General features: G+C 63.8%; 18 protein-coding genes. 9 read left to right on the forward strand and 9 right to left on the reverse strand.

The genetic code is table 11. The annotated features are described in order from the left end of the window. Window positions 1-4 precede the first annotated feature (4 nt). The 4 genes from fdrA (at window position 5) to RCI06_RS05320 (ending at window position 3,934) form a co-directional block, all read left to right on the forward strand. A complete protein-coding gene (gene fdrA / locus RCI06_RS05305; protein ID WP_276870182.1) occupies window positions 5-1,558 on the forward strand; it encodes an acyl-CoA synthetase FdrA in 1,554 nt (517 codons plus the stop codon). A 13-nt stretch (window positions 1,559-1,571) separates the two neighbouring features. Then, window positions 1,572-1,742, forward strand: coding sequence for a fdrA domain protein (locus RCI06_RS05310; protein WP_101549944.1), 171 nt, complete (start codon window positions 1,572-1,574; stop codon window positions 1,740-1,742). A gap of 48 nt (window positions 1,743-1,790) precedes the next feature. After that, a complete protein-coding gene (locus RCI06_RS05315) occupies window positions 1,791-3,041 on the forward strand; it encodes a DUF1116 domain-containing protein (protein ID WP_101549942.1) in 1,251 nt (416 codons plus the stop codon). A gap of 92 nt (window positions 3,042-3,133) precedes the next feature. After that, on the forward strand, window positions 3,134-3,934 hold the full coding sequence (locus RCI06_RS05320; protein WP_101549940.1) for a cyclase family protein: 801 nt from the start codon (window positions 3,134-3,136) through the stop codon (window positions 3,932-3,934). 100 nt (window positions 3,935-4,034) lie between these two features. Here RCI06_RS05320 and RCI06_RS05325 read toward each other — a convergent pair whose 3' ends face one another. Continuing rightward, window positions 4,035-4,613, reverse strand: a complete 579-nt coding sequence (locus RCI06_RS05325; protein ID WP_101549938.1) for a LysE family transporter — start codon at window positions 4,611-4,613, stop codon at window positions 4,035-4,037. A gap of 120 nt (window positions 4,614-4,733) precedes the next feature. On the opposite strand from RCI06_RS05325, the gene RCI06_RS05330 reads away from it, so the two are divergent. Continuing rightward, window positions 4,734-5,285, forward strand: coding sequence for a helix-turn-helix domain-containing protein (locus RCI06_RS05330; RefSeq protein ID WP_306574801.1), 552 nt, complete (start codon window positions 4,734-4,736; stop codon window positions 5,283-5,285). Between the two features lie 41 nt (window positions 5,286-5,326). Here the strand turns inward: RCI06_RS05330 and RCI06_RS05335 are convergent, their stop codons facing one another. The 3 genes from RCI06_RS05335 to RCI06_RS05345 form a co-directional block, all read right to left on the reverse strand. Next, the gene (locus tag RCI06_RS05335) at window positions 5,327-6,271 is read right to left on the reverse strand and encodes a 2-hydroxyacid dehydrogenase (RefSeq protein ID WP_121587401.1); all 945 of its coding nucleotides are present in this window, start codon (window positions 6,269-6,271) and stop codon (window positions 5,327-5,329) included. Between the two features lie 90 nt (window positions 6,272-6,361). Then, complete coding sequence (locus tag RCI06_RS05340; protein ID WP_101549932.1) at window positions 6,362-7,705, reverse strand: cell wall metabolism sensor histidine kinase WalK; 1,344 nt, start codon at window positions 7,703-7,705, stop codon at window positions 6,362-6,364. Further along, window positions 7,702-8,376, reverse strand: coding sequence for a response regulator transcription factor (locus tag RCI06_RS05345; protein WP_101549930.1), 675 nt, complete (start codon window positions 8,374-8,376; stop codon window positions 7,702-7,704). Before RCI06_RS05345 ends, RCI06_RS05340 begins: the two co-directional genes overlap by 4 nt. A 182-nt stretch (window positions 8,377-8,558) precedes the next feature. On the opposite strand from RCI06_RS05345, the gene RCI06_RS05350 reads away from it, so the two are divergent. The 3 genes from RCI06_RS05350 to RCI06_RS05360 all read left to right on the forward strand — a co-directional run bounded on the left by RCI06_RS05350 (window position 8,559) and on the right by RCI06_RS05360 (window position 16,091). Further along, a complete protein-coding gene (locus tag RCI06_RS05350; protein ID WP_306574804.1) occupies window positions 8,559-10,169 on the forward strand; it encodes an efflux RND transporter periplasmic adaptor subunit in 1,611 nt (536 codons plus the stop codon). Between the two features lie 6 nt (window positions 10,170-10,175). Then, entirely contained in the window at window positions 10,176-13,262 is a 3,087-nt protein-coding gene (locus RCI06_RS05355) for an efflux RND transporter permease subunit (RefSeq protein ID WP_277138618.1), read from the forward strand. 150 nt (window positions 13,263-13,412) lie between these two features. Beyond that, window positions 13,413-16,091 (forward strand): cation-translocating P-type ATPase, encoded by a 2,679-nt coding sequence (locus RCI06_RS05360; protein ID WP_306574807.1) that lies wholly within the window; start codon window positions 13,413-13,415, stop codon window positions 16,089-16,091. Window positions 16,092-16,142: 51 nt separating this feature from the next. Here the strand turns inward: RCI06_RS05360 and RCI06_RS05365 are convergent, their stop codons facing one another. Continuing rightward, a complete protein-coding gene (locus tag RCI06_RS05365; RefSeq protein WP_306574810.1) occupies window positions 16,143-17,117 on the reverse strand; it encodes a carbohydrate kinase in 975 nt (324 codons plus the stop codon). Between the two features lie 159 nt (window positions 17,118-17,276). On the opposite strand from RCI06_RS05365, the gene RCI06_RS05370 reads away from it, so the two are divergent. Further along, window positions 17,277-18,470 carry a M23 family metallopeptidase gene (locus RCI06_RS05370; RefSeq protein ID WP_306574813.1) on the forward strand — a complete coding sequence of 398 codons (1,194 nt, stop codon included), beginning with the start codon at window positions 17,277-17,279 and terminating at the stop codon, window positions 18,468-18,470. A gap of 50 nt (window positions 18,471-18,520) precedes the next feature. Here RCI06_RS05370 and RCI06_RS05375 read toward each other — a convergent pair whose 3' ends face one another. The 4 genes from RCI06_RS05375 to RCI06_RS05390 form a co-directional block, all read right to left on the reverse strand. After that, window positions 18,521-19,834: a cation:proton antiporter gene (locus RCI06_RS05375; protein ID WP_121587407.1), complete on the reverse strand. Its 1,314-nt coding sequence runs from the start codon at window positions 19,832-19,834 to the stop codon at window positions 18,521-18,523. A 214-nt stretch (window positions 19,835-20,048) separates the two neighbouring features. Continuing rightward, complete coding sequence (locus tag RCI06_RS05380) at window positions 20,049-22,568, reverse strand: HD domain-containing phosphohydrolase (protein ID WP_306574817.1); 2,520 nt, start codon at window positions 22,566-22,568, stop codon at window positions 20,049-20,051. Then, window positions 22,565-24,196, reverse strand: a complete 1,632-nt coding sequence (locus tag RCI06_RS05385) for a GH3 auxin-responsive promoter family protein (RefSeq protein ID WP_373690845.1) — start codon at window positions 24,194-24,196, stop codon at window positions 22,565-22,567. Before RCI06_RS05385 ends, RCI06_RS05380 begins: the two co-directional genes overlap by 4 nt. Continuing rightward, window positions 24,180-24,767, reverse strand: a complete 588-nt coding sequence (locus RCI06_RS05390) for a hypothetical protein (protein ID WP_288233803.1) — start codon at window positions 24,765-24,767, stop codon at window positions 24,180-24,182. Before RCI06_RS05390 ends, RCI06_RS05385 begins: the two co-directional genes overlap by 17 nt. Window positions 24,768-25,216: the final 449 nt, after the last annotated feature.

Consider the following 25,216-nt stretch of genomic DNA (forward strand, 5'->3'; position numbering starts at 1 on the left):
GGCATTGGTTAAGCTGGATATCAAGCAGAATACCTATTACGACTCGGTAACCCTCATGCTCATCTCCAAGGACCTCAAGAAACTCGACGGCGTCGAGGAGGCCCTCGTCGGCATGGGCACCGACCTCAACCGGGACATCGCCCACAACCTCGGCCTTGTGACGCCCGAGTTCGAGACGATCACCGCCAACGACTTCTTCGTCGCCATCAGGTGCGAAAACGACGACGTCATGTCTGCCGCCCTTGCGAAGGTCGACGAACTGCTGACCAAGAAGAAGGAGAACAGCAGCGCCAACTACTATCCGCCGACCCTCTCCTCCGCCATCAAGATGGATGACCAGCTCAACCTGGCGATCATCTCCGTCCCCGGCAAGTATGCCGCCGGCGTCGCGGACGAGTGCCTCGACCACGACATCAACGTCATGCTCTTCAGCGACAACGTCACGATCGAGGAGGAGAAGCGCCTCAAGGAGAAAGCCGTCTCCAAGGAGCTGCTCATGATGGGCCCCGACTGCGGCACCGCGATCATCAACAACGTCCCGCTCGCCTTCGCGAACGTCATCCGCCCGGGCGACATCGGCATCGTCGGCGCCTCCGGCACCGGCACCCAGGAGCTCTCCTCGCTGATCGGCCAGTTCGGCGGCGGCGTCTCGCAGGTCATCGGCACTGGCGGCCGCGACCTCAAGATCGAGATCGGCGGCCTCATGATGACCTTCGCGCTCGACGCCCTCATCCAGGACCCCAAGACCAAGGTCATCGCGCTGACCTCCAAGCCTCCGGCCGAGGAGATCGCGGATAAGATCCTCAAGCAGGCCGCCGCTTCCGGCAAGCCGGTCGTCGTCTGCTTCGTCGGCGGCGATCCCGAGCAGGTCAAAAAATACGGCCTCATCCCCGCCCTCTCCCTCGAGGACGCGGCCCGCAAGGCGGTCGCCCTCTCCAAGGGCGAGCCGGTCGTCGACTTCACCGGCTTCTCGGCCCCCGACGCCGAGATCGACGCGATCGTCAAGGCGGAGACCGCCAAGTTCGCTCCCACGCAGAAGTACGTCCGCGGCCTCTACACCGGCGGCACCCTCTGCGACGAGGCGATGAAGATGCTCACCAAGGCGTTCGGCGGCGTCTATTCCAACATCCCGCTGAAGCCCGAATTCAAGCTCGAGGACGTCAACGTGGGCGTCGAGAACACCTGCCTCGACTACGGCGACGACGACTTCACCCGCGGCCGCCCGCATCCGATGATCGACCCGTCCCTGCGCGCCGAGCGCGTGGTCAAGGAGTCGCTCGACCCGACGGTCGCCGTCATCCTCGCGGACTGTGTCATCGGCTACGGCTCCCATCCCAACCCGGCCGAGGACCTTGCCGACGCCATCCGCACCGCCAAGGCGAACGCCGAGAAGGACGGCCGCTACCTGAGCGTCATCACCTCCGTCTGCGGCACCGAGGAGGACCCGCAGTCCCTCTCCAAGACGCAGCAGCAGCTGCGCGACGCGGGCGCGGTCGTGATGCCCACCAACTCGCAGGCGACCCGCCTTGTTGAGCGGATCATCTCGAACATCAAGTAAGGGGGTCAGGAACATGAGCAAACTCAACGAACTCTTCAATAAAAAGCTGCACATCGTCAACCTTGGCATCGAGTCCTTCTACGAGGACCTCAAGACCCAGAAGCAGGAAGCGATCCACGTCGACTGGAAGCCGGTCGCCGGCGGAAACAAGAAGATGGCGTCCCTGCTCGGAATGCTCAAATAAATCTTCGCGGTTCTATTCACAAATTTCAGATAACAGGAGGAATTTACAATGACGTTGGGCGAAAAGATCAACCAAGCCAACGCGGAGGCGTTAAAACGCATCCTCGGCGCACAGCCGACGCTCGTCGGGATGGGCACTGCCGGTGAGGACATCCCCGGTATGACCAAGAAGACCATCCTTCACGCCGGCCCGCCGGTCACCTGGGATAAAATGTGCGGCCCGGTCCGCGGCGCTGTCATCGGCGGCCTCATCTACGAGGGCCTCGCCGCCAACAAGGAGGAGGCCGAAAAGCTGGCCGCCTCGGGCGAGATCACCTTTGACTCCTGCCACCACCACAACGCGGTCGGCCCGATGGCCGGTATCGTAACCTATTCGATGCCTGTCTGGAAGGTCGTCAACAAGACCTCCGGCAACTACGCGTACTGCACCGTGAATGAGGGCCTCGGCAAGGTTCTCCGCTTCGGCGCTTTCGGCGACGAGGTCATCGACCGCCTGAAATGGATCCAGAACGAGTTCTACCCGATCGTCAAGGAAGCCATCGCCATCCACGGCGAGATCAACCTCAAGACGATGATCGCGCAGGTCCTGCAGATGGGCGACGAGGGCCACAACCGCAACAAGGCCGGCACCTCCCTGCTGATCCGTGAGCTCGCTCCCGCGATCGCGCAGACCCACTTCCCGCTGGAGAAGATCGTCAAGGTCCTCGAGTTCCTCAACTCCAACGACCACACCTTCCTGAACCTCACGATGCCCGCCTGCAAATCCACCATGGACCCCGTGGGCAACATCCCCTACTGCACCATCGTCTACACGATGGCCCGCAACGGAACGGAATTCGGCATCCGCGTCTCCGGCTTCGGCAACCGCTGGTTCACCGCTCCCGCGGAGATCATCGACGGCCTCTACTTCCCCGGCTACACCCAGGCGGACGCCAACCCGGATGTCGGCGACAGCTGCATCACCGAGACCACCGGCATCGGCGGCTTCTGCATGGCGGCGGCCCCCGCGATCGTCCAGTTCGTCGGCGGCACCGTGGCCGATTCCATCAAGTACTCCACCCAGATGTATGAGATCACCGAGGGCGAGGGCAACACCTACCAGATCCCGGCCCTCAACTTCCGCGGCAGCGCCACCGGCATCGACATCCGCAAGGTCATCGAGACTGGCATCCGCCCGATCATCAACACCGGTATCGCCCACAAGGACATGGGCGTCGGCCAGGTCGGCGCCGGTATCGTCAGCCCGCCGATGAAGTGCTTCGAGGATGCGCTTGAGGCGTGCGGCGAGTGGATGGAATAATTCCTTCCCCTCTCCCGTATCCTGTCCCCATGGGGACCTGAAAACAGTCGTTTGTATACCTACATACAATTCAATCTTAAGGAGGCAATTTTATGAGCAAGTGGAGCGACGTGAAAATCTATGACCTGAGCATCCCGATTGGTATCCTCACCCCGCCGTGGCCGACCTATGAGCCCATGCAGATGAAATTCTTCAAACGCCTGGCGCCGAACGGTGCGAACGGCCAGCTGGTGACCCATTCCAACCATGTCGGCACCCATCTCGACGGCCCCCTGCATTTTGATACCGCCGGCCGCGACATCGCGTCCCTCGAGCTGACCAAGCTGTGCGCCCCCGGCGTCGTGGTCGACCTGTCCGATATGGCGCAGGATTTCGGCATCTACACCCCGAAGGACATCACCGACCGCGCCGACGTCCACAAGGGCGATATCCTGATCATCAACACCGGCTACCACAAATACGGCTTCGATCAGCCGACCGCGGATGAGAAGCGCTACATGCTGCGTCACCCCGGCCCGTCAATGGACTTCATCCAGTGGGTCCGCGACATGGAAATCAAGTGGATCGGCGTCGACTGCGGTTCCGCCGACCATCCGATGAACACCAAGATCCGTGACTGGGAGCCTATGGAGGCCGAGGCCTGCGACAAGATCTTCATGGAGCGCTATGGCAAACACCTCAACGAGATCTACGAGTGGCCGAAGAACTACCAGGCCATGCACATCCAGCTCTTCTGCCAGCCCTACGAGGCGATCCACGCCGAGTGCCTGGGCGGCCAGATCGACGAGCTGAGCAACAAGCGCTGCGTCATCGGCTGCTTCCCCTGGAAGTTCACCGAGGGCGAGAGCTGCATCAGCCGTATCGTTGCCTTCACCGGCTTCGACGATGTCTGATTGATCTCTCCGTAAATTACGGTTCGTGTCTTCCTCACGGCTGCGGCCGCCCCGCTTACGCGGGGCGGCCGCAGCTATTTTTCGTTTCCCCCGCGGATGCTCAGAGAAAGAGGGACACCGCGCAGCAGACGAGCAGGAGCGCCATCACGAGGTTGACCACGCGGGCATGTTCGGAGAAGAGGCGGTGGAAGAGGCTGCCGAAGAGCGCCCAGCAAACCGTCCCAAGGAAGCCGACAAAGGCCAGCAGGAGTGCAAAGCCGGCCACAACAAGCGGCTGGCGGAAATAAGGGAGGACATAGGCGGACAGGGAGGTGACGCCGTAGATGATCACCTTCACGTTCACGAACTGCAGCAGCATACCGTCCAGGAAGCCCGCGCCCCCCTTCCTTTCCTCGAGGCGGGAGGAGCTGCACAGCGTCCGCCACGCGAGCCAGAGCATGTAGGCCGCGCCGAGCACCAGCATGAACGGCCTGATCCGCGGGAGAAAGGTGTAGAGCGCGCCGCAGAACACCCCACAGAGCAGCATCAGCACCGAAAACCCCGCCCAGATTCCGAGATTGAAGGGGAAGCTGCGGCGAAAGCCGAGCCGTCCCGCGTTGGACATCGACAGGATCGTGTTGGGGCCGGGCGTAAAGGCGGTGACGAAGATATAGGCCAGAAAAGATGCAGGATGGAACATGGCGGTTGACCTCCTCGGCAAACAGATGTATAATATAGTCATCTTTTTGTGCAGGATATGATATGCACTATATTGTATATCATGTGCATTATATTGTCAAGCTCGGACTGGGAGGACGCCATGGATGTAAAAGAAACCGTCGCCTGCAACCTCAGGCGGCTCCGGGACGACCGGAAGCTGAGTCTGGACGCCGCCGCGCAGCTCACCGGCGTCTCAAAAAGCATGCTCGGGCAGATCGAGCGCGGGGATGTCAACCCCACCATCTCGGTTCTGTGGAAGATCGCGAACGGCCTGAAAATTTCCTTCTCCGCCCTGCTCGAGCGCGCGGAGGGGGGCACCTCCGTCGTGCGCGCGGCGGAGGCCTCCCCGCTTCTGGAGGACGCGGGCAACTACCGCAAATACCCCGTTTTCCCCTTCGACGAAACGCATCCCTTCGAGCTCTATCGCATCGAAATCGAACCGGGCGGACATCTTGAGGCGGCTCCCCACCTGCCCGGCACCGAGGAGAGCATCACCGTCTTTTCCGGGGATGCGGCCGTTTCGGTCGACGGCACGGACTACCCGCTCGGCCCCAGGGACTCCATCCGCTTCGCCGCGGACCGTCCCCACGGCTACCGCAACGCCGGAACCGGAACCGTGGAGTTGAGCATGGTCATCTTTTACGGAAGATAACAAAGGCGGGACCCATAAATGGGTCCCGCCTTTTGCAGTTCTTACCGGACGACATTTTCCGGCGCGCCGTCCAGCCACGCCGCGAGGTTCTCGAAGACGATCACCGCGCGCTTTTCAAGCGCCTCCTTCGTGGCGAACGCGACGTGCGGCGTCGCGACCAGGTTGGGGGCGGAAAAGAGCGGATGGTCCCGCGGGATGGGCGGCTCGGTCTCGAAGACGTCGATCCCCGCGCCCGCGATCACCCCATCGGACAGCGCCTTCGCGAGCGCCGCGCTGTCCACCACCGGGCCGCGCGCCGTGTTGATGAGGAAGGCGGTTTTCTTCATGAGGCCCAGCTCCCGCGCGCCGATGAGCCCGCGCGTCCCGTCGTTGAGCGGCACATGCAGCGACACGACGTCGCAGCCGGAGAGCAACTCGTCGAGGCCGACATAGCGCAGCCCCGTCTCCGGCTTTTGGGTACGGCTGTAGGCGACCACCTCGCATCCGAACGCCTCGGCGATGCGCGCGACGCGCAGGCCGATCGCCCCGGCGCCGACGATCCCGAACTTCTTGCCCTCCAGCTCGGTTCCGATAAGCCCCGCCTTGGTGCCGCCCTCCCGCACCGCCCGGTCGCAGGGAAGGATGCTGCGGCAGAGGGCGATCAGCAGCCCGAACACGAGATCGGCCACCGCGACGGTGGAATAGCCCGCGCAGTTGCAGACGGTGACGCCGCGTTCCCGGCAGGCGTCCATCGCGACATGGTCGACGCCGGTAAACGCCACCAGGATCAGCTTGAGGGCGGGGCACCGCTCGATCACCTCGCGCGGATAGGGCAGGTTGGAGAGCACGACCGCGTCCGCGTCCCGGCTGCGCTCGATGAGCGTGGGCACGTCCTCGGCGCGGGTGTCATAAGAAACGATTTCGATCCGCCCGGCGGCGGCCTTCTCCGCCATCGCCAGCAGTTTTTCCTTTTCCACGCCCAGCGGCTCCAGAATCACCAGTTTCATGGGAATCCTCCTTGCAGCGGCCCGGGGGCCGGTATTCTCATGGATATCATAGCATGTCCCGGCGTGTATTGCATCCCCGGGAAGAAAATTTTACCGGTCGGGCAGCGTCACCGTGCAGGTCGTCCCCGCGCCCGGCGCGCTCTCGTATTTGATCGCGCCGCCGTGCAGGTCGAGGATCCGTTTGACGATCGAAAGCCCGAGGCCGTTGCCCTCGCGGGAGTGGGAGCCGTCCCCCTGGTAAAACTTCTCAAAGATGCGCTGCTGCGTCTCGGGGGACATGCCGATCCCGTCGTCGGCGATCTCCACCCGCAGCCCGCCGACGACCCGGCGCAGCTTGACCGAGATATTGCCCCCCTCGCCGGTAAACTTGATCGCGTTGGAGAGCAGGTTCAGCCAGAGCTGCTGCACGAGCTCCTCGTCCCCCCGGTAGTCCGCCCGGTCGAGCTGGATGTCGAGGTCGATGTGCCTGGCGTGCCACTGGTTTTCCAGCAGCAGGATGCAGCGCCTGATCTGTTCGTCGAGGGAAAAGACGGTGGGGTTTTCCGCGGTCGACTGGTTTTCCAGCCTGGACAGGCGCAGCAGATTGGAGGAGAGGCTCGCCATGCGGTCGGTCTCGTCGGAGATCAGGCGGGTGTATTTCTGGAATTTCTCCTCGCTGAGCTTCCCATAGGGGGCCGAGGTCAGCAGCTTGACGCTCCCCTGGATTGCGGCGATCGGGGTCTTGAACTCGTGGGAGACGCTGCTCACAAAGTCCTTGCGGAGATATTCGATGTTGCGCAGCTCCCCGACCATCCAGTTGAAGTTGCGCACCACGACCCCCATTTCGTCGCGGCTCTCAAAGTCGACGTGCACGTCGAAGTTGCCGCGCGCCACCTGCCGGATGGCCTGGTTGAGCTTTTGCAACGGGCGGATGGCGCGGTGGATGGCGACCACCGCGCCGAGGCTCGCGATCGCCGCGCAGAGGAAGAGGGTCTGTAGCACCAGCTTCCGGATCCCCGTGAACTGGCCCGGCGGGGGCGTGACCGAAAGGTACAGGTAGCCGTCCGGCATCCGCACCGCCCCTTCAAAACGGCCCTCCACCGTGCGCATCTCGAGCTTTCCCGGCTCGAGCGCGGCGCCGGAAAAGGGTCCGGGCAGCTCATCCGCGCGCTCGTAGACCTCCACGACGTCGAGGCGCTTTCTCAGCTCGTCGACGATGTCCCGCGTCGTCAGGCCGGAGCGGTCCATGAACCCCGCGAAGATGTCCACGACCGATTGGATCTGCAGTTCGGCCGACTGCTGCATCCTGCCCCAGATGTTGATGAAGGTGACCAGATAGGTGATCCCGCACGCCAGGAAGATGACCACGAAGAGGGTCACCAGGTATTTGAAGCGCACCGAGTGAATCCGCAGGATGTCGGCCGTCTCGCGGCCGTCCCTTTTACCCGCGTTCATACCAGCTTCTCCGCGCGGTAGCCCAGCCCGCGCACCGTCACGAGCTTGAACTGCCGCAGGCCGCCGAATTTTTCCCGCAGGCGCTTGATGTGCACGTCCACCGTGCGCTCGTCCGCGTCGGAGTCAAGCCCCCAGATGTCGTCCATCAGCTGCTGGCGGGTAAAGGTCTTGCCGGGGGCGTTCAGGAGCTTGAAGAGGAGCTGGAACTCCTTTTTGGGCAGCACCGCGGTGCCGTGCTCGTCCGTCACCGAGAGCGCGTCGTAATCGAGCTCGATGTCCCCGATGCGCAGCTTGTGGCCGCTGGCCATCTGCGCCCGCCGCAGCAGCGCCGACACCCGCCAGAGCAGCTCCTCGAAATCGACCGGCTTGACCATATAGTCGTCGGTTCCCGCCAGAAAGCCCTGGTGCTTGTCCTCCAGCGTCTCCCGGGCGGTCACCATGATGACCGGCAGCGTGTACCCCGCCTGCCGCAGCTCCTGCGTCAGCCGGTAGCCGTCCAGCTCCGCCATCATGATGTCGCAGATCAGCAGGTCGATGTGCGCGTCCTCCATGACCGCGAGCGCCTCCGCGCCGTTTTTCGCCTGATAGACCTGGTATCCGTTTTCCGCCAGGTAGTCGCTCATCAATTCCCGCAGACTGTAATCGTCCTCCGCCACCAGGATATGGAACATCCGCATCACGCCCCTAAGAAAGTTTCACAAGTCCATGTTGAGTATATCGGATTTTTATGAACAAAAGGTTAAATTTCCGCCAAAGTCCGCTCTACGGGTTCGGGAGTTCAAAAAAAGTTCATACAGAAGGACTATGATTAAGCCTGTTGTATTTTTGTTATATTATTTGGAGGGATATCCGCATGAACCAAAACCGCACGCGCTTCGCAGCCTGCCTGACGGCGGTCTGTCTGATGGCCGGAACCGCCGGCTGTGCCCCCAAGGCCGCGGAGACGGCCGCCCAGGAAAAAAGCATCTATGTGGAAACCGTGACCGCCGAAACGGGGGACCTCTCCCTCAGCACCGAGTTCATCGGCACCGTGGAACCGGATGAGCTCGTCAGCGTCTTCCCGAAGGTCGCCGGCACCGTGCTGGCCGTCCATAAGAACGTCGGGGACGAGGTCAAAAAGGGCGAGCTCCTCTTTGAAGTCGACCCCTCCGACATCCAGCTGTCGGTGAACATCGCGCAGGCGCAGCTCATGAGCGCGCAGGCCCAGATGGACCAGGCGCTCGGCAGCTCCTTCGACATGCAGATGATCCAGCTCGAAAGCCAGCTCAAGCAGGCGCAGAACGCCTATTCGAACGCCCGCCAGAGCCTGCGGGACTACAACGACGGCACCGAGGACTCGATGGACGACATCTCGAACGGCATGGCCGCCTTCCAGCAGTCGATGCAGAGCCTGAAGCAGCAGATCGCCGAAAAAGACGCGGCGATCAAGCAGGCGCAGGAGGCCGGGGACCCGGATGAAGTCGCACGTCTGCTGGCGCAGAAGCAGGGGCTCGAGGCCTCCTACGACCAGGCGGAAGCCCAGTACCTGATGATGCGCGCCAACTACAACGACCTCGACGACGGCGACGACGCGCAGCACAAGCAGCTCCGCACCGCCGTGCGCAACGCGCAGACCGCCTACGAGTCGGCCGAGCAGATCTACGAGCTGACCAAGGACGCGGTACATAACGACGCGATCAAGGTCGCCAAGGCCTCCCTCGGGCAGGCGACCGCCGCCTTTGAGGCGCAGGCCAAGCAGCTCGAATACACCCGCGTCACCTCCCCGATCGACGGCGTGATCGAGCAGAAAAACGTCTCCGAGCAGGGGCTGGTCTCCCAGTCGAGCCCCGCCTACACCGTCTCCAACAAATCAACCCTCATGGTCACCTTCTACGTCCCCGCCGACGCGGTCGACCAGATGGCGGCCGGCGACAAGGTCACGATCGAAAACGGCCGCAGGACCTATGAGGGCACCATCGCCGAGGTCGGCACGATGGTCGACCCCGCCACCGGACTCTTCAAGGTGAAAGCCTCCGCCGACGAGGACGACGGCGCCCTTCTGACCGGGCTTTCGGTCAAGGTCACCGCCGACACCGCCAAGGCGCGCGGCAGCCTGCTCATCCCGCAGAGCGTCGTCTACTATGAGGACGGCGCGGCGTATGTCTACCTGCTCGAGAACGGCCGCGCGGTCAAAACCTTTATCGAGACGGGCATCTCCAACGAGGAGTCGGTCGAGGTCACGTCCGGCCTGACCGCCGCCTCCCGGATCATCTCCACCTGGCACCCCAACCTCACCGACGGCGCCGCCGTCGTCCCGGCGGCCGAGGCCGCGGCCGCCTCTTCCGGCGCCGCCTCCGAAGAGGCCTCCTCCGGAGAGGACGCCGCGGAGGAGGCGTCCTCCGCAAAAGCCGCTTCCGAAGGCCAGCAGGCCGAGCCGGACGACGCCGCTTCCGACGCCGCTTTCGGCGGCGCACAGGAGGACTGACGCCCTATGAATTTAACGAAACTTGCGATCAGGCGCCCTGTGTCGATGTTCATCGTCGTGCTGGCGCTGGTGGTCTTCGGCTTTTCGGCCATGCTCGGGGCTCCGCTCGAGCTCATGCCCGACATGGAGATGCCCGCCATGATCATCCTCACCATCTATCCGGGCGCGGGGCCTGAGGAGGTCAACGACCTCGTCACCTCGGTCATCGAGGACTCGGCCGCGAGCCTCAGCGGCGTCAAGAACGTCACCTCGCAGTCCAAGGAGAACATGTCGCTCGTCATGCTCGAGATGGACTACGGCGCCAACATGGACGTGGCGCACATGGATCTGCAGGAGAAGCTCGACATGTATAAGAGCACCCTGCCGGACGACGCCCAGACCCCGACCATCATCGAGGTCAGCATGGACATGATGCCGAGCATCGTCCTCTCCGCCAACGCCACGGGCGACGTCGACCTGCTCCGTCTCATCGACGACGACGTCAAGCCCGAGTTTGAAAAGCTCTCGGGCGTGGCCACCGCCGACGTGATGGGCGGACAGAAGGACTACATCAGCGTCACCCTCAACGAGGAGCGCCTCAAGCAGTATAAGCTCGACATGAACACGATCATCGGGTTCGTGGGCGCCGCCGACTTCTCCATCCCGGCCGGCAGCGTCGACCGCGGCGACCAGGAGCTCTCCCTGCGCGGCGGCGTCAGCTACAACACCGTCGAATCGCTCAAAAACATCCCCATCACCCTCCCCACCGGCCAGGTCATCCACCTGTCCGACGTGGCGAACGTCTACCAGGGCACCGAGGAGGCCGGCTCGATCAGCCGCTATAACGGCCATGAGACGGTCATGATCTCGATCACCAAGCGGCAGAGCGCCGGCACCGTCGACGTCTCCCGCGCGGTCATCGACACGATGAACAAAATCAACGACAGCAACATCGGCGTCGAGATGTCGGTCATCAACGACTCGAGCGAGCAGATCCTCGCTTCGATCAAGACGGTCATCCAGACGCTGATCGGCGCGGTCATCCTCTGCATGATCGTGCTCTTCCTCTTCTTCCGGGACTGGCGCGCCTCCCTCATCGTCGGAAGCTCGATCCCCGTCTCGGTGCTCACCACCCTCATCCTTATGAACATGATGGGCTTCTCCTTCAACGTCGTCTCCCTCGGAGGGCTCATCATCGGCGTCGGCATGATGGTCGACAACTCGATCGTCGTGCTCGAAAGCTGCTTCCAGCGGCAGGAGCGCCAGCTCACCCACCGGGAGGCCGCGCTCGAGGGCGCGAAGTTCGTCACCAGCTCGATCATCGCCTCGACGATCACCACCATCGTCGTCTTCCTGCCCATCAGCATCCTGAAGGGCCTGTCCGGGCAGATGTTCCGCCAGCTGGGCTTCACGATCATCTTCTCGCTGACCGCGTCGCTCATCTCCGCGCTGACCATCGTCCCGCTCATGTTCTGCCGCCTCAAGCCGGTCGAGCGGGAGGGCAGGTTCGGCCTCTGGCTCAAAAAGGTGGAGGTCTCCTACGGCGGCTTCCTCAAAAAGACCTTCCGCCACAAGGCGCTGGTCGTCATCGTCTCCGTCGTGCTGCTCGTCGTTTCGGTCGGGATGGTCTTCTTCATCCCGATGCAGCTGATGCCCGACATCGACCAGGGCTCCATCTCGATCTCGGTCGACACCAAGCCGGGGCTCAAGCTCGCGGAGGTCGACAGGATCCTCACCGGCCTCGAAACGATGGTCGCCGAATGCCCCGACGTGGAACGCTATTCCCTGTCGAGCGGCGGCAGCTCGATGCTCTCGTCGGGCGGGGGCGGTTCGATCTCCGTCTATCTCCGGGGCGACCGCGAGAAGAGCACCAAGGAATGGGTCGACATCTGGCGCGCCCAGACCGCCAACACGGTCGGCTACGACGTCGACGTGAGCGCCTCGAGCATGATGTCGATGATGGGCGGCGGCTCGAGCGTCGACGTGAATATCCAGGGCAACGACCTCGACACCCTGCGCGGCGTCTCCAGGCAGATCGAAGAGCAGCTGCGCGGGCGCGGCGAAGTCGTGCGCGTCACCTCGACCGTCTCCTCCGGCGACCCGCAGGCGGAGATCAAGGTCGACCCGATCAAGGCGACCGCCGTCGGGCTCACCCCGAAGCAGGTCATCGGCACCGTCTACAACATCATGGAGGGCAACTCCCCCGACACGCTGCGCGTCAACGGGCAGGAGTACGACATCCGCATCGAGTACCCCAAGGACCGCTACCAGACGGTCGCGGACCTGTCCGGGCTGATGCTCACCGCCCCCGGCGGGCGGCAGGTCCCGCTCCTGGACATCGCGACGATTGAGTACTCCAACGCGCCCCTCCAGATCGACCGCCAGAACAACCAGTACATCGTGACCGTCTCCGGCCAGCTCACCACCGCCGCCGAGAGGAACGCCGCGAAGATCACGCAGGAGGTCACCAAGTCGGTCGAGGGCATCCTGCCCACCGGCGTTTCGATCGCCACGAGCGACATGATGGAGAGCATGAACGAGGAGTTCTCCGCCCTCGGCGGGGCCATCCTCACCGCAATCCTGCTCGTCTTCATGGTCATGGCGATGCAGTTTGAATCCGCGCGCTTCTCGATCATCGTCATGATCTGCGTCCCCTTCTCCCTCATCGGCTCCTTCGGGCTGATGCTGCTGTCGGGCGTGACGATGAGCATGCCCTCGCTGATGGGCTTCCTGATGCTCGTCGGCACCGTCGTCAACAACGGTATCCTCTTCATCGATACCGCCAACAGCTACCGGGGCAGCATGGACGCCGAGACCGCGCTCATCTACGCGGGCCGCAGCCGCCTGCGCCCCATCCTGATGACCACGCTGACCACCGTCCTCTCGATGCTCCCGATGGCCCTTGCGATCGGCGAGAGCGCCGAGGCGATGCAGGGCATGGCAATCGTCATCATCGGCGGCCTGACCGCCTCCACCGTGCTGACGCTGCTGCTTCTGCCGACCTTCTACCTGCTCTTCCGGGGCAAACCCCGCAAGAACAACGACACCGACCCCGAGGCGGCGCTGAAGCCGCCCGCGAGCGATCTCTCCCCAGAGGAGCTTTCGCAGTTCTGACCCGCATTTCTGCGTATAAAAACGCCCGCCCCGCCTGCGCGGGGCGGGCGTTTCGCGTCCCTCCGCCCTTCCCCGCGAAGGCATATCCCATACGTGTCCGGAATAGATATTAGGGACAAGAGTATTGACGGGAAAGGACTGAAACATCCTATGGAGGACTATCAGGGACTGACCGGCCGACAGGCCGAAAAACTGCTCGCCGAGCACGGGGAAAACCGCATCCGCGCGGGCAAGAAAGCCGGTATGCTCAAAATCTTTGCGGGGCAGTTCCGCGACGCCATGATCATGATCCTGCTCGCGGCGACGGTCGTCTCGGCGCTGATGGGGGAATACACCGAGGCGCTCACCATCGTCGCGATCGTCTTTATCAACGCCCTGCTCGGCTTCTTCCAGGAGTACCGCACCGAACGCACCCTCGAAAAGCTCGGCGAGCTCTCCGCACCCTGGGCGGTCGTCGTGCGCGACGGGCAGGCCCGGAGCATCCCCGCCAGCGAGGTGGTCCCGCAGGACATCTTCTGCCTCAAGGCGGGCGACCGCGTCCCCGCCGACGGCTGCATCCTCGGGGGCGGCGGCATCCTCTGCGACGAATCGATGCTCAGCGGCGAATCCGCCGGCGTGGAAAAGTCCCCCGCCGCCGACCCCGCCGCCGCCGCCAAAAAGAACCTCGTCTACATGGGCACCCTCGTCACCCAGGGCAAGGCGATCTGCCGCGCCTCCGCCACCGGCGCGGACACCGAAATGGGTAAGATCGCGGACATGCTCGGCGGCATCGAGGCGCAGCCCACCCCCCTCCAGAAGCGCCTCGCCCAGATGGGCAAGGTCATCGGCGTGGCCTGCCTCGTCATCTGCGGCGTCGTCGCCGTCACCGGCATCCTGCGCGGCGAGGACCCCTTCAATATGCTGCTCACCGGCATCTCGCTGGCCGTCGCCGCCATCCCCGAGGGCCTGCCCGCCGTCGTCACGATCGCGCTTGCCCTCTCGGTCGGGCGAATGGTCAAGCGGGGCGCCCTCATCCGGCGGCTGCACGCCGTCGAGACGCTCGGCTGCGCCAACGTCATCTGCTCGGATAAGACCGGGACCCTCACCGAGAACCGCATGACCGTCAAGGCGGTCCAGACCCTCGACTGCCGCCTGGAGGTGAGCGGCGCGGGCAACGAGAGCACCGGGCAGTTTACCCTCAACGGGCGCGTCGTCGAGCCCTGCGACTTCCCCTCCGCCGCCATGCTGCTCGACGTGGCGCTGCTCTGCAACAACGCCTCCGTCACCCCAAAGCGGGAGGGGCTACGCGGGCTGGTGGGGCTCTCCAAGGGCGGCGAGCTCGAGGTGTTCGGAGAACCGACCGAGGCCGCCCTGCTCGTCATGGCCGCCAAGGCGGGGCTCTACCGGGAATCCCGTCCCTACGAGGTCGAGGGGGAGATCCCCTTCGACTCCACCCGCAAGATGATGTCCGTCATCGTCCGCCGGGAGGACGGCAGGCGGTTCCTCTTCACCAAGGGCGCGCCCGACATCCTCCAGAAGCGGTGCACCCGGTGCGCCACCAAATCCGGGATCGTCCCGCTCACCCCCGAGCTGCGCAGGCAGATCGCCGCCCAAAACGAGGCGATGGCGGGACGCGCGCTGCGCGTGCTCGGCTTCGCCTACCGGGAGGCCTCCTCCCCCGACGACCGCGGCGAGCAGGGGCTGATCTTCGCGGGGCTCGCCGGCATGCTCGACCCGCCCCGCAAAGAGGCCTACGGCGCGGTCGCCAAATGCCGCGAGGCGGGCATCCGGCCGGTCATGATCACCGGCGACCACGCCGTGACCGCCAAGGCGGTCGCCGCCGAGCTTTCGATCTACCAGCCGGGCGACCGGGTCGTCACCGGAAGCGAGCTCGACGGGATGAGCGACGAGGCGCTTGCCCGGGAAATCAAGCGCATCTCCGTCTTCGCACGGGTCACCCCCGCGCACAAACTGCGGATCGTGCGCGCCCTTAAAAAGCAGGGCAACGTCGTGGCGATGACGGGCGACGGAGTCAACGACGCGCCCGCCGTCAAGGAGGCGGACATCGGCGTTTCGATGGGCGTCACCGGCACCGACGTCACCAAGGAGGCGTCTTCGGTCATCCTGATGGACGACAACTTCGCCACGCTGGTGTCCGCCGTCGAGGAGGGCCGCGTCATCTACCGCAACATCCGCAAGTTCATCCGCTACCTCTTCTCCTGCAACATCGGCGAGGTCGTCACGATGTTCTTCGCCATGCTCATGGGCATGCCGGTTCCGCTGCTGCCCATCCAGATCCTGCTCGTGAACCTCGCCACCGACGGGCTGCCCGCCATCGCCCTCGGCCTCGAGCCCCCCGACAAGGACGTCATGCGCGAAAAACCCCGCCGCGCCGACGAATCGGTCTTCTCGAACGGGCTCGGCTTTACGATCGTCATCCGCGGGCTGCTGATCGGCATCTGCACCCTCGGGGTGTTCACCTCCCTCATCCGCTCCTGCGGCGACCTGCACACCGCCCGCACCGGCGCGCTGCTCGCGCTCGTCATGATGCAGCTCATCCACGTCTTCGAGTGCAAGAGCGAGACGAAGAGCATCTTCGCGATCAACCCCTTCAACAACCTCAAGCTTGTGGGCGCGGTGCTCAGCTCCGCCGTGATCATGTATTTCGCGATCTACAACCCCTTGCTGGCCCCAATGTTCCGCGCCGTCCCCCTCACCCTCTCCCAGCTCGTGACCGTCGCCTCCTACTGCGTCTTCGTCCCGATCGTGTCCGGCGTCATCCTCGGCGTCAAAAACCGCACCGCCCGGCACACGGTCGCCACCGCCAGCGAGCTTGCCTCCGCGCGGTAACGTCCAAAAAGCCCCCCGCCGTCCGGCGGACGGCGGGGGGCTTTCCATACCCTATTTCAGCAGGAGCGGCGTGTGCGCGCGGCAGGCGAGCACCTCCTCCATCGTGGGCAGCGCGGGGATCGCGCCCGGGCGGGTGGTCGTCATCGAACCCGCCGCGTTGCCGAAGGAGAGGACGTCCTCCAGCTCCTCACGGGTGAGGCTCCGGATCTCCGCGAGGGACTTTCCGCAGAGGCGGTAGAGCACCGCCCCGAAGAAGGAATCCCCCGCGCCGTTGGTGTCGACCGTCCTGACGTCGAAGGTCGGCTGGCACCCGCACAGCTCCCCGAGCCGGAAGAACGCCCCCTTCGCGCCCAGCGAGACGAGCGCGAGGGACGCGCCCGCCTCCAGGAGCTTTTGGGAGCCGCGTTCGAGGTCGGTTTCGCCGGTGAGCAGCGTAAGCTCCTCGTCGGACACCTTCACGATGTCCGCGAGGGAGAGCCCCTCGCGCATCCACCGCTTCGCCTCGCCGGGGCTTTCCCACAGGAGCGGGCGGTAATTGGGGTCGTAGCTGACGACCGCGCCGGCCTCCTTCGCGGCGCGCACCGCCGCGAGGGTCGCCGAACGGCTTGGCTCGTCGGTGAGCGACACCGAGCCGAAATGCATGATCCGCGCCTGTCCGGTGAGCTCCCGCATCACCTCTCCGGGCGAGAGCATGATGTCCGCGCCCGGCTTGCGGTAGAAGCTGAAGGAGCGGTCTCCGTGCTCGTCGAGCTGGACGAAGGCGAGGGTGGTCGGGACCTCCCCCGTCATGACGAGCCCGGAGGTGTCGATCCCAAGGCCGTCGAGGGTATCCCGGAGGAACCGCCCGAAGCCGTCCTCCCCCACCTTGCCGATAAAAGCGGTCCTTCCGCCGAGGCGGGTGACCGCCGCGAGCACGTTCGCGGGCGCCCCGCCCGGGTTGCGCGCAAAGAGCGCCGCTCCGCGATCGCTCGTTCCAGCCGGGGTAAAATCGATCAGCAGTTCGCCGACCGCCACTACGTCGTACATATTCAGCCCTCCCGTCTTTTTCCACAGTATAGCATATCCGCTGCGGGAAGGGGAGATTTTCCTGCCTGTTTTTTCAAATTTCCGCGCCCGGGCGGTTGAGCCCGGGCGCAATCCATGATAAGATGGAAAAAAGGATATCCCCGCAAAGGAGGTTTTCACATGAAGCGTCATCTCGTCCGCGTCCTCGCCCTGGCCGCGGCTTTTCTGCTGACGGCCTGCGCCGCCCGCCTCCCCTCCCCGGAAGCGCGTCGGGCTCCTTCCACGGCGGAGTCCGCCGGTTCGGCCGCGCCGGAGGCGCCCGAACCCGCCCCGCCGCTCGCCGTCTCCCTCGGGGATCGGGCCGAGCTGGTGGAAGCGGGCGCGGAAGCGCCCGTCTTTCCGGTCTCCGACCCGGCGGAGCTGCCGCTTCTTCCCGGCGGGTACGCCGTCACCGTGACCGACGCAGGGGGCGGGACCGTCTTCGCGGGGGAGTCGGGGGAGCTTGGCGGTTTTCTGCCGGCGCAAAACGGCGGCTATGCCTACGAGGCCGCCGCCGGCGGGACCGTCTACCGCTTCACGGTCGACTGCGCGTTCCCGGTGCAGCTCTCGTTGAACGCCGCCGCGCGGCAGGGGGAGACGGTCGTCCTGCGCGCCCTCTACGCCGACGGCGTGGAGCTTTCCGCCGAAAGCGACCTCGGATTTTCGCCCCGCTTCTTCTTCGCCGGAGACGGAAGCCAGATCGCGCTGCTGCCGGTGCGCTACACCACCCCGGCGGGCGTTTACGGCCTCACCGTCACAGCGGAGGATGAGGTCCTCACCCGCGAGATCGTCGTCGAGCAGCGGGAATTCGAGGTGCAGTACCTCGAGATGGACGCCGCCACGGCGGAGGAGACGGCGCTCTCCGCCGCCGCCAACGCCGAATGGGAGGAGAAGGTCGAGCCGCTCAAGGCGGTCGCCGACCCGGTGCAGTACTGGGAGAACCCCTTCCTCCAGCCGGTCTCCGGCGAGATCACCACCCAGTTCGGCTGCATCCGCTACACCAACGGCGACCCGACCCCCTCCCGCCACGGGGGGATCGACATCGCCGCCAAAACGGGCACCGACGTGCTCGCCGCCAACAACGGCCGCGTGCTCTTCGCCGAGCGCATCCAGCTCACCGGCAACACGGTCGTCATCGAGCACGGCTACGGCCTCAAGAGCTTCTACTACCATATGGATTCTCTCTCCGTCTCCGCCGGCGACGCCGTCAAAAAGGGCGACAAGATCGGCGAGGTGGGCACCACCGGCTATTCGACCGGGCCGCACCTGCACTTCGCGCTGGCGGTGAACAACGTTTTCGTGAACCCGTGGACCGCCTTCGATTCCGGCGTCTGACGCAGCAAAAAAGCCCCCGGCCGCCGGCCGGGGGCTTTTTATTTTGGTTCCTAGTCCTTTTTCTTCTGGTTCTTTTCACGCAGTTTGTCGTTGGCGGCCAGCAGTCCCTGCGACACGTAGTCGAGCTGTTCGACCTCGTCGTAGCGGTCGACCAGGTCGCTCTGCTCCATCTCCTCGGGGGCCTCGCCCTTGGCGGGCTTGAAGACCAGCTTGAGCAGAATGGGCGTCAGCATCGCCGCGCAGACCACCATGATGATCACCGGGCCGAAGAAGGCGGGCGGCATGAGCCCCATCGCCATGCCCTTGTTGGCGACGATCAACGCGACCTCGCCGCGGCAGGCCATGCCGAAGCCGACCTGCACGCACTGGCGGTTGGTAAATCCGCAGAGCTTCGCGCCGAGCCCGCAGCCGATCAGCTTGGAGACGACCGCCACAAGCACCATCATCACCGCGAAGAGCACGATCGCCGCGTCCATCTTGGGCAGCACGACCTTGATGCCGATGCTCGCGAAGAAGATCGGGGTCAGCAGCAGGTAGGAGAGCGGGGAAAATTTCGATTCGATGTATTTTGCCTTGGGGGTGGTGGCGATGATCACACCCGCGGAAAAGGCGCCGATGATGTCCGCGACGCCGAAAAATTCCTCGGCGCAAAAGGCCATCACAAGGCAGAGGACAAAGGCCAGCAGGGGGAAACGGTGCAGGTCCTTGTCATGCATGACCTTGGTCATATACCAGCCGAGCAGCCTGCTGACGAGTACGCCGACCACGCCCACGAAGACGAAAAAGGCGACGATCTTGACAAAGACGACCACCATGCTGACCTGCGCGCCCGCCAGGCTCGTCACGACGGTCAGCGCGATCAGGCCGAGGATGTCGTCGATGAGGGCGGCTGCTAAGATCGTGTTGCCCACCCTGGTGGAGAGCTTGCCGAGCTCCTTGAGAGTCTCGACCGTGATGCTGACCGAGGTGGCGGTCAGGATGACGCCGATGAAGATGTTCTGGAGCAGGACGCTTCCGGGGTGCGCGAATTCGCCCCGGTTGAAGAAGAAGGCCAGCCCCGCGCCCATCGCGAGCGGGACGAGCACGCCGCACAGCGCGACGACAAATCCCGCCTTCCCGGTCTTTTTCAGTTCCTGGATGTCGGTGCCCATACCGGCGGTAAACATGATGACGATGACGCCCAGTTCGGACACCTGCGCCAGAAAGTCGGTCGCCTGCAGGACGTTGAGCATCGCCGGGCCGAGGATCAGCCCCGCGAGCAGAGCGCCGACGACCTGGGGCATCTGGTAGCGTTTCGTCAGGAGCCCCAGAACCTTCGTGCTCACCAGAATAAGCGCGATGTCCATCAGAAATTTGTATGACATTCGATTCTCCTCTTTCCTTTCCCGTTTTCTCACACTTTTTTCACATTTATTATAGACCTTTCGGCGTAATTCGCAAGTTCTTTTAATGGTTTTTGTGCAATATTACCTCTACTTTTTCCGTATCCGCCACGCTGAAAGCCGCCGTGCGGCCGGTTTTTGGCGGATACGACAAGGACGCCCGGACCGCATAAACGGTCCGGGCGTCCGGTTTCTCCTATTTTGCGGGGGCGGCCTCCTTCGGGAGGACCTTCCCCGACCGCACCAGCTCCACGAAGACGGGCGCGAGCTTGGGGTCGAACTGGGTGCCCGCCCCGCGTTCGATCTCCGCGATCGCGAACTCCACTGGCATCGCCGGCTTGTAGGAGCGCGCGGTCGTCATCGCGTCGAAGGCGTCCGCGATCGCCAGGCAGCGCGCGGACAGCGGGATGTCCTCCCCCGCGATCCGCCGCGGGTAGCCCTTGCCGTCCCACCGCTCGTGGTGGCCGATTGCGGCCGGGATCACGTAGTCGAGCGAGGGCAGGTGGCGGATCATCGCCACCGAGTTCTCCACATGCTTCTGCATGATGCTGTATTCCTCGGGGGTCAGCCGCCCCGGCTTGGTCAGGATGTGCTCGGGGATGCCGATCTTGCCGATGTCGTGCAGCAGCGCGGCCTCGTAGATGATCTTGACATGGTCGGCGTTCAGCCCGATCGCCCGCGCGAGCGCGGTGGAGTACTCCGCCACGTTCTGTGAGTGGTTGAAGGTGTAGTGGTCCTTGGCGTCGATCGCGGCGGTCAGCGCGAAGATGGTCGGCGCGTATTCCTCGTAGCGCCCGCCCTCGATGAGTGGGGACTCCATCGGCGCCTGGGAGAGGGGCGACTCGAGCGAATAGGCGATGATCTTGTTCTTACCGCTGCGCTTGGCGTTGTAGACCGCCATGTCGGCGTTGCTGATGAGCTGCGCGAGGTTGGAGGCCGCGTAGGGGTAGACGCACACGCCGCCGCTGAGGGTGATGACCTTGAGGCTCTCCCCCTCCACGCCGCGGTTCATGTTGGCGATCTGTCCCTTGATGTCGGCCGCGAGGTTGAGCGCCTTCATCGTGTCGAAGAAGGGCAGGATGAGCGCGAACTCCTTCCCCCCGTACCGCGCAGCGGAGCCGTTGCTCCCCAGCGTCGTGGAGATGATCCGCGCCACATGCTGGAGCGCCGCGTCCCCCTCGCGGTTGCCGTAGAGCTGGTTGAAGAGCTTGAAGTCGTCGAGGTTGAGGATGACGAGCGCGATCGAGTGGTTCTTGCACCGCTCGAACTCCTCCCCCAGCTTCTCGTAGAAGGACTTCCGGTTGAGCAGGCCGGTCAGCGGATCGATGCGAGACTCGTCGTACGCCTTCTTGTAGAGGTTCGCGTTTTTGATCGCGATCGACGCCACCGACTGCACCGATTCGAGGAAGGCGATGTCGTCGAAGGAGTAACCGCCCTTTTTGGGCTTGGTGGAGAGCAGCAGGATGCCCACGAGGTCGCTGTCGCTCTTGAGCGGCACAATGCACTCGATGTGCATGTTCGCCAGCATCTGCTTCTCCGACTCCCACATCGATTTATAGAGCACGCTGCGCTGAAAGTCCCGGAGCATCAGGCAGCCGTCGTGCTCCTGGAACCACTGGATGCAGGGGTTGGCCGCCTGGAGGGAAAAGGATTTCACGTCGAGCGGGCTGGCCGAATAGGCGGTGCGGTAGGTCTCGCCGCCGCTGTCCTCGAGGCAGACGTAGACCTTCTCGACCGAGACGGTGTCCTTGACCACCTCGACCAGCTCGCGCAGGATCTCGTCGAGGTTGAGGCTCTTGGACGCGCGCAGGCTGAACTCCTTGAGGTGCTGCGCGCGCACCTGCGTATCCCGTACGAAGAGGTTGTCCATCACCCGATAGAGGAGCTTGTAGGAGGCGAGGATGATCCCCGCGAAGAGGATCGCGATGATCAGCGTCTGGTAGCCCCGGACCTGCGGGAAATAGTCGAGAATCATCCGCTCGAGCGGGCCCGCCCAGTAGGCGAAGAGCACCGACACGAGCACCGCGCTGGCCGCGAGCATCGTGCCGCGCGATACGAGCAGCGTCAGCCTGAAGAGCCGCTTGCGGTAGAGGGCGTAGAACATGTAGCCCGCGTTGATGATGCCCGACAGGGTGTCCCACGGGAAGATGTTGCCCGGCACGATCGACAGGACGTTGCCCAGAAAGAGAAAGCAGATGCCCACCACGATCGGGCGGGTCCAGGCGGAGGTGAGCTCCCGCGACTTGAAGAGCATCACCGCCGACGAGAGGATGATGAAGAAAAAGAGCACGCAGGGGATGGCGATTTCCCAGCCGGTATCGTAGCGGAAAACGCCCGTCCCGTTGCCGAGGTCGATGAAGACGGGCCGCTTGAGGAAGACCTCGAAGTGGGTCAGCACGAGGGTGGCGGCGGTCAGGACCGTCCACAGCCGCTTTAAGAAGAGGCCCTTCGCGTCGACGAAGTTGAAGATGAAATTGTAGAGGAGCAGCGGGATGCAGAAGAGGCTGAGGATCGAGACCTCGTACCACAGCTCAAAGCCGGGGTAGAACTGCAGCCGCATGAGCATCGATCCGGCCGTCCAGAGCAGGTAGCAGCCCAGCAGGTTCATGAAGGAGCGGATGAGCCGGTTCTTTTTGGCGGCGGCCAGCGCGAGCAGCAGGATGGTGTAGCAGCAGACGCCCGCGATCGGGACATAGAGGAACGGAATCTGGATCATGGCGTCACGACTCCCCTTTCCAGCGGATAGTCCCGCTCCTGGAAACGCAGCAGCTCGGAGATGCGGAAGCTCGACTCGTTGATCCGGCGGACCTCCTGCCCGGTCGCCCGGCGGAAGGCGTCGAAGGTGCCGGTGCGCAGGATGGTGATCTGCAGCGGCTCGATGCCGAGCATCTTTTTCAGGTCGTTGTAGTCGTTGTCAAAGTACTTGAAGTAGACGCTCAGATGCTCGCGGAGCAGCTGCTTGCTCACCGCCATCACCTCGAGCGACCCGGAGGCGATCTCGAGGTAGAGGTGCAGGTAGGGGCGGTTGTCCGCGCTGTACTCCTTGCGCGCCGCCCAGTCGTGGATGCCCAGCCCCGACAGGCGCACCACGTCGGAGATCGTGTCCTCGGTGATGCGGGTGAAGCCGCCGATGTCGATGACGGTGGGAATCCGGTCCACAAAGGTAAAGCGCGGCAGGCGCGCCCCCTCCTGCTCGCCGCCCGTGCTGAGGCACCGGAAGACGTCCCCCACCCGGTAGCGGACGAACGCGCCCCCCTTGAGCACCGTGATGACCACCTCGTAATTCTGGTTGGCGGTCAGCTCGTCCATCAGGCAGGTCTTGGGCTGGTAGGTCCGGTCGTCAAGATTTTTATACATCTCTCCCTCCGGAATGAACTCATAAAAGCAGTTGTCGGGGAAAAAGACGAGGCCGTTGCGCGCCCACGTCTCGGTCGCCATCAGCGTCGGCTCGGTGCCCGCGTAAATCTCCATCGGGCGCACCCCCCACGCCTCCTCGAGCGAGGGCTTGTAGTAGCTTGTGTCGGTGCCCGCGCAGATGAGCGCCTTGAGGCGGAAGATGTCCTTCGGCTGCACGGTGCGGCCGTCCCGCTTCGCGCGGTAGGAGGCCGCGAGGTAGCGGCAGACCATGGCGGGGGAATACTGGAACAGGTTCTTTTTCGATTTCCCGCCCCCCGCGGTGAAGCTCGTGGTGATATAGCTGATGACGCTGCTCAACCCGAAAAAGAGGTCGAGTCCGTTTTGCAGGCCGAGCGCGAAGCCCTTTTTGTTGCGCTCGCCGAACGACATCCTCACCGCCTCGTCCACCGGCGGCAAAAACCGCAGGGGCAGCTCCTCGTCGAGCATCAGCGGGAACAGTCCCGTCACATAGGGCAGCGGCGCCAGCCCGTAGAGGGTCCGGTCGCAGGGCGCGATGGAAAACTGGCCGGGGCGCTTGCTGGTGGCCAGCATGAGCGCCGCCACCATGTTGCGCTTGAAGACGTCGAGCATTCCGCGCGTATAGGGCGCGAGCTTGATCGGGTGCTTGCCGCCCTCCCAGGTGGTCTGGATCCAGACCACCGGCTCGGCGGGCAGCATTTCGCTGCGCTTTTGCAGCAGGACGTCGGCGTAGTCCTCGAAGGTCGTCAGCGGAACCGCGCGGCGGAACTCCTCGACCGTCCGGGGCCTGCCGCCGTCGAGGAGCTTTTTGCCAAGCGCGCTCGCGCTCCACAGCCCGATCTGCTCCTCCATCAGCCTTCTCTGGATCTGCATGTAGCCGCCGATATCCAGGTCCAGGAATCCGCAGTACTCCTGCCAGAGATCGTCGTACTGCTGGTTCCTGAGCTTCTCCTCAAAGTTCACGCCCATGCTCCTCTCCTGCCTTTATCGTTGCCGCGCAGCGCCGCATGCTGGCGCGGTTCGGGATCAAAAAGGGGGTGGTCTTCCGGTATTCGCCGTAATTGCCGAAGGTGCGCGGAAAGATGTAAAGGTCCTGCAGCACGATATATCCCACGTTGAGCAGGCTGAAGAGGACCCACGCCCAAAAGAGCGCGTCCGAGCCCCGCACCAGCCAGCAGCAGAGGTAAAACAGGATGAACCAGAGCACCCCCGGGTGCCGGCAGAGGGCGTAGACCCCGCGGTCGTACGCGCGGCGCTCGGCGGCCTCCTCCAGATAGGTCTGCTGGAAGGGAAGCGCGAAAAAGAGGGAGTAGACGAGCAGGAGGAGGAACAGAGCGCCCAAAAAACCGGCCAGCCCGCGCAGCGGCGCGGGGAGCAGGAAACGTGGGCGCGCGGTGATGAGCAGCGCCGCCGTGGAACCCGCCAGCAGCAGGCACCCGGCAAAAAAACAGGGCCGCAGCGCGCGCACTCCCCAGTTGACGCTGTTCAGATCGCCGAGCACGAAAAGCAGGAAACTCAGGCATCCCAGCAGTAGGATCATCAAATCGGTTTTCTCCTGTCACATTGTCACAGTTTGTCCATAAGTTGGTAAATTTAATTATAATATATTTTCCATTTTTCTGCAATATGCGACATTTGAATCTGGTAATATCCAACAAATGTCATGTCAATTTTTGACACCCTGTTGTAAGGTTTCCCTTTGGCGAAAAAATCGTGGTTGACAAATCCTTCCCGCCGCTGTATAATCTCTCTAAATCAAACGAACGGCAAACCGACGACCGAGAAGAGTAGGCGCGTTCGCCATCCCCACAGAGAGCCGCAGGCGGTGCGATTGCGGCGGGAGGGCCCGGGCTGAATGGACTCGCGAGGGCGGGACGAAAGGGATTTCCCGAGTAGTGCCCGACGGGATCTTCACCCGTTATCCAGGAAGCGCATATGTCAGTATGCGGAATGAGCGGGCGTTTCGACGCCAATTTGGGTGGTACCGCA

Origin of the sequence: Anaerotruncus massiliensis (ex Togo et al. 2026) (assembly GCF_030825285.1) — a bacterium.
Classification (GTDB): domain Bacteria; phylum Bacillota; class Clostridia; order Oscillospirales; family Ruminococcaceae; genus Anaerotruncus; species Anaerotruncus massiliensis.

Coding starts and splice junctions, on each gene's coding strand:
- RCI06_RS05355 (WP_277138618.1), top strand. CDS start 10,176: ATGAATTTAACGAAACTTGCGATCAGGCGCCCTGTGTCGATGTTCATC.
- RCI06_RS05310 (WP_101549944.1), top strand. CDS start 1,572: ATGAGCAAACTCAACGAACTCTTCAATAAAAAGCTGCACATCGTCAAC.
- RCI06_RS05380 (WP_306574817.1), bottom strand. CDS start 22,568: ATGATCCAGATTCCGTTCCTCTATGTCCCGATCGCGGGCGTCTGCTGC.
- RCI06_RS05315 (WP_101549942.1), top strand. CDS start 1,791: ATGACGTTGGGCGAAAAGATCAACCAAGCCAACGCGGAGGCGTTAAAA.
- RCI06_RS05385 (WP_373690845.1), bottom strand. CDS start 24,196: ATGGGCGTGAACTTTGAGGAGAAGCTCAGGAACCAGCAGTACGACGAT.
- RCI06_RS05330 (WP_306574801.1), top strand. CDS start 4,734: ATGGATGTAAAAGAAACCGTCGCCTGCAACCTCAGGCGGCTCCGGGAC.
- RCI06_RS05335 (WP_121587401.1), bottom strand. CDS start 6,271: ATGAAACTGGTGATTCTGGAGCCGCTGGGCGTGGAAAAGGAAAAACTG.
- RCI06_RS05370 (WP_306574813.1), top strand. CDS start 17,277: ATGAAGCGTCATCTCGTCCGCGTCCTCGCCCTGGCCGCGGCTTTTCTG.
- RCI06_RS05345 (WP_101549930.1), bottom strand. CDS start 8,376: ATGTTCCATATCCTGGTGGCGGAGGACGATTACAGTCTGCGGGAATTG.
- RCI06_RS05325 (WP_101549938.1), bottom strand. CDS start 4,613: ATGTTCCATCCTGCATCTTTTCTGGCCTATATCTTCGTCACCGCCTTT.
- RCI06_RS05375 (WP_121587407.1), bottom strand. CDS start 19,834: ATGTCATACAAATTTCTGATGGACATCGCGCTTATTCTGGTGAGCACG.
- RCI06_RS05340 (WP_101549932.1), bottom strand. CDS start 7,705: ATGAACGCGGGTAAAAGGGACGGCCGCGAGACGGCCGACATCCTGCGG.
- RCI06_RS05320 (WP_101549940.1), top strand. CDS start 3,134: ATGAGCAAGTGGAGCGACGTGAAAATCTATGACCTGAGCATCCCGATT.
- RCI06_RS05390 (WP_288233803.1), bottom strand. CDS start 24,767: ATGATCCTACTGCTGGGATGCCTGAGTTTCCTGCTTTTCGTGCTCGGC.
- RCI06_RS05360 (WP_306574807.1), top strand. CDS start 13,413: ATGGAGGACTATCAGGGACTGACCGGCCGACAGGCCGAAAAACTGCTC.
- RCI06_RS05365 (WP_306574810.1), bottom strand. CDS start 17,117: ATGTACGACGTAGTGGCGGTCGGCGAACTGCTGATCGATTTTACCCCG.
- RCI06_RS05350 (WP_306574804.1), top strand. CDS start 8,559: ATGAACCAAAACCGCACGCGCTTCGCAGCCTGCCTGACGGCGGTCTGT.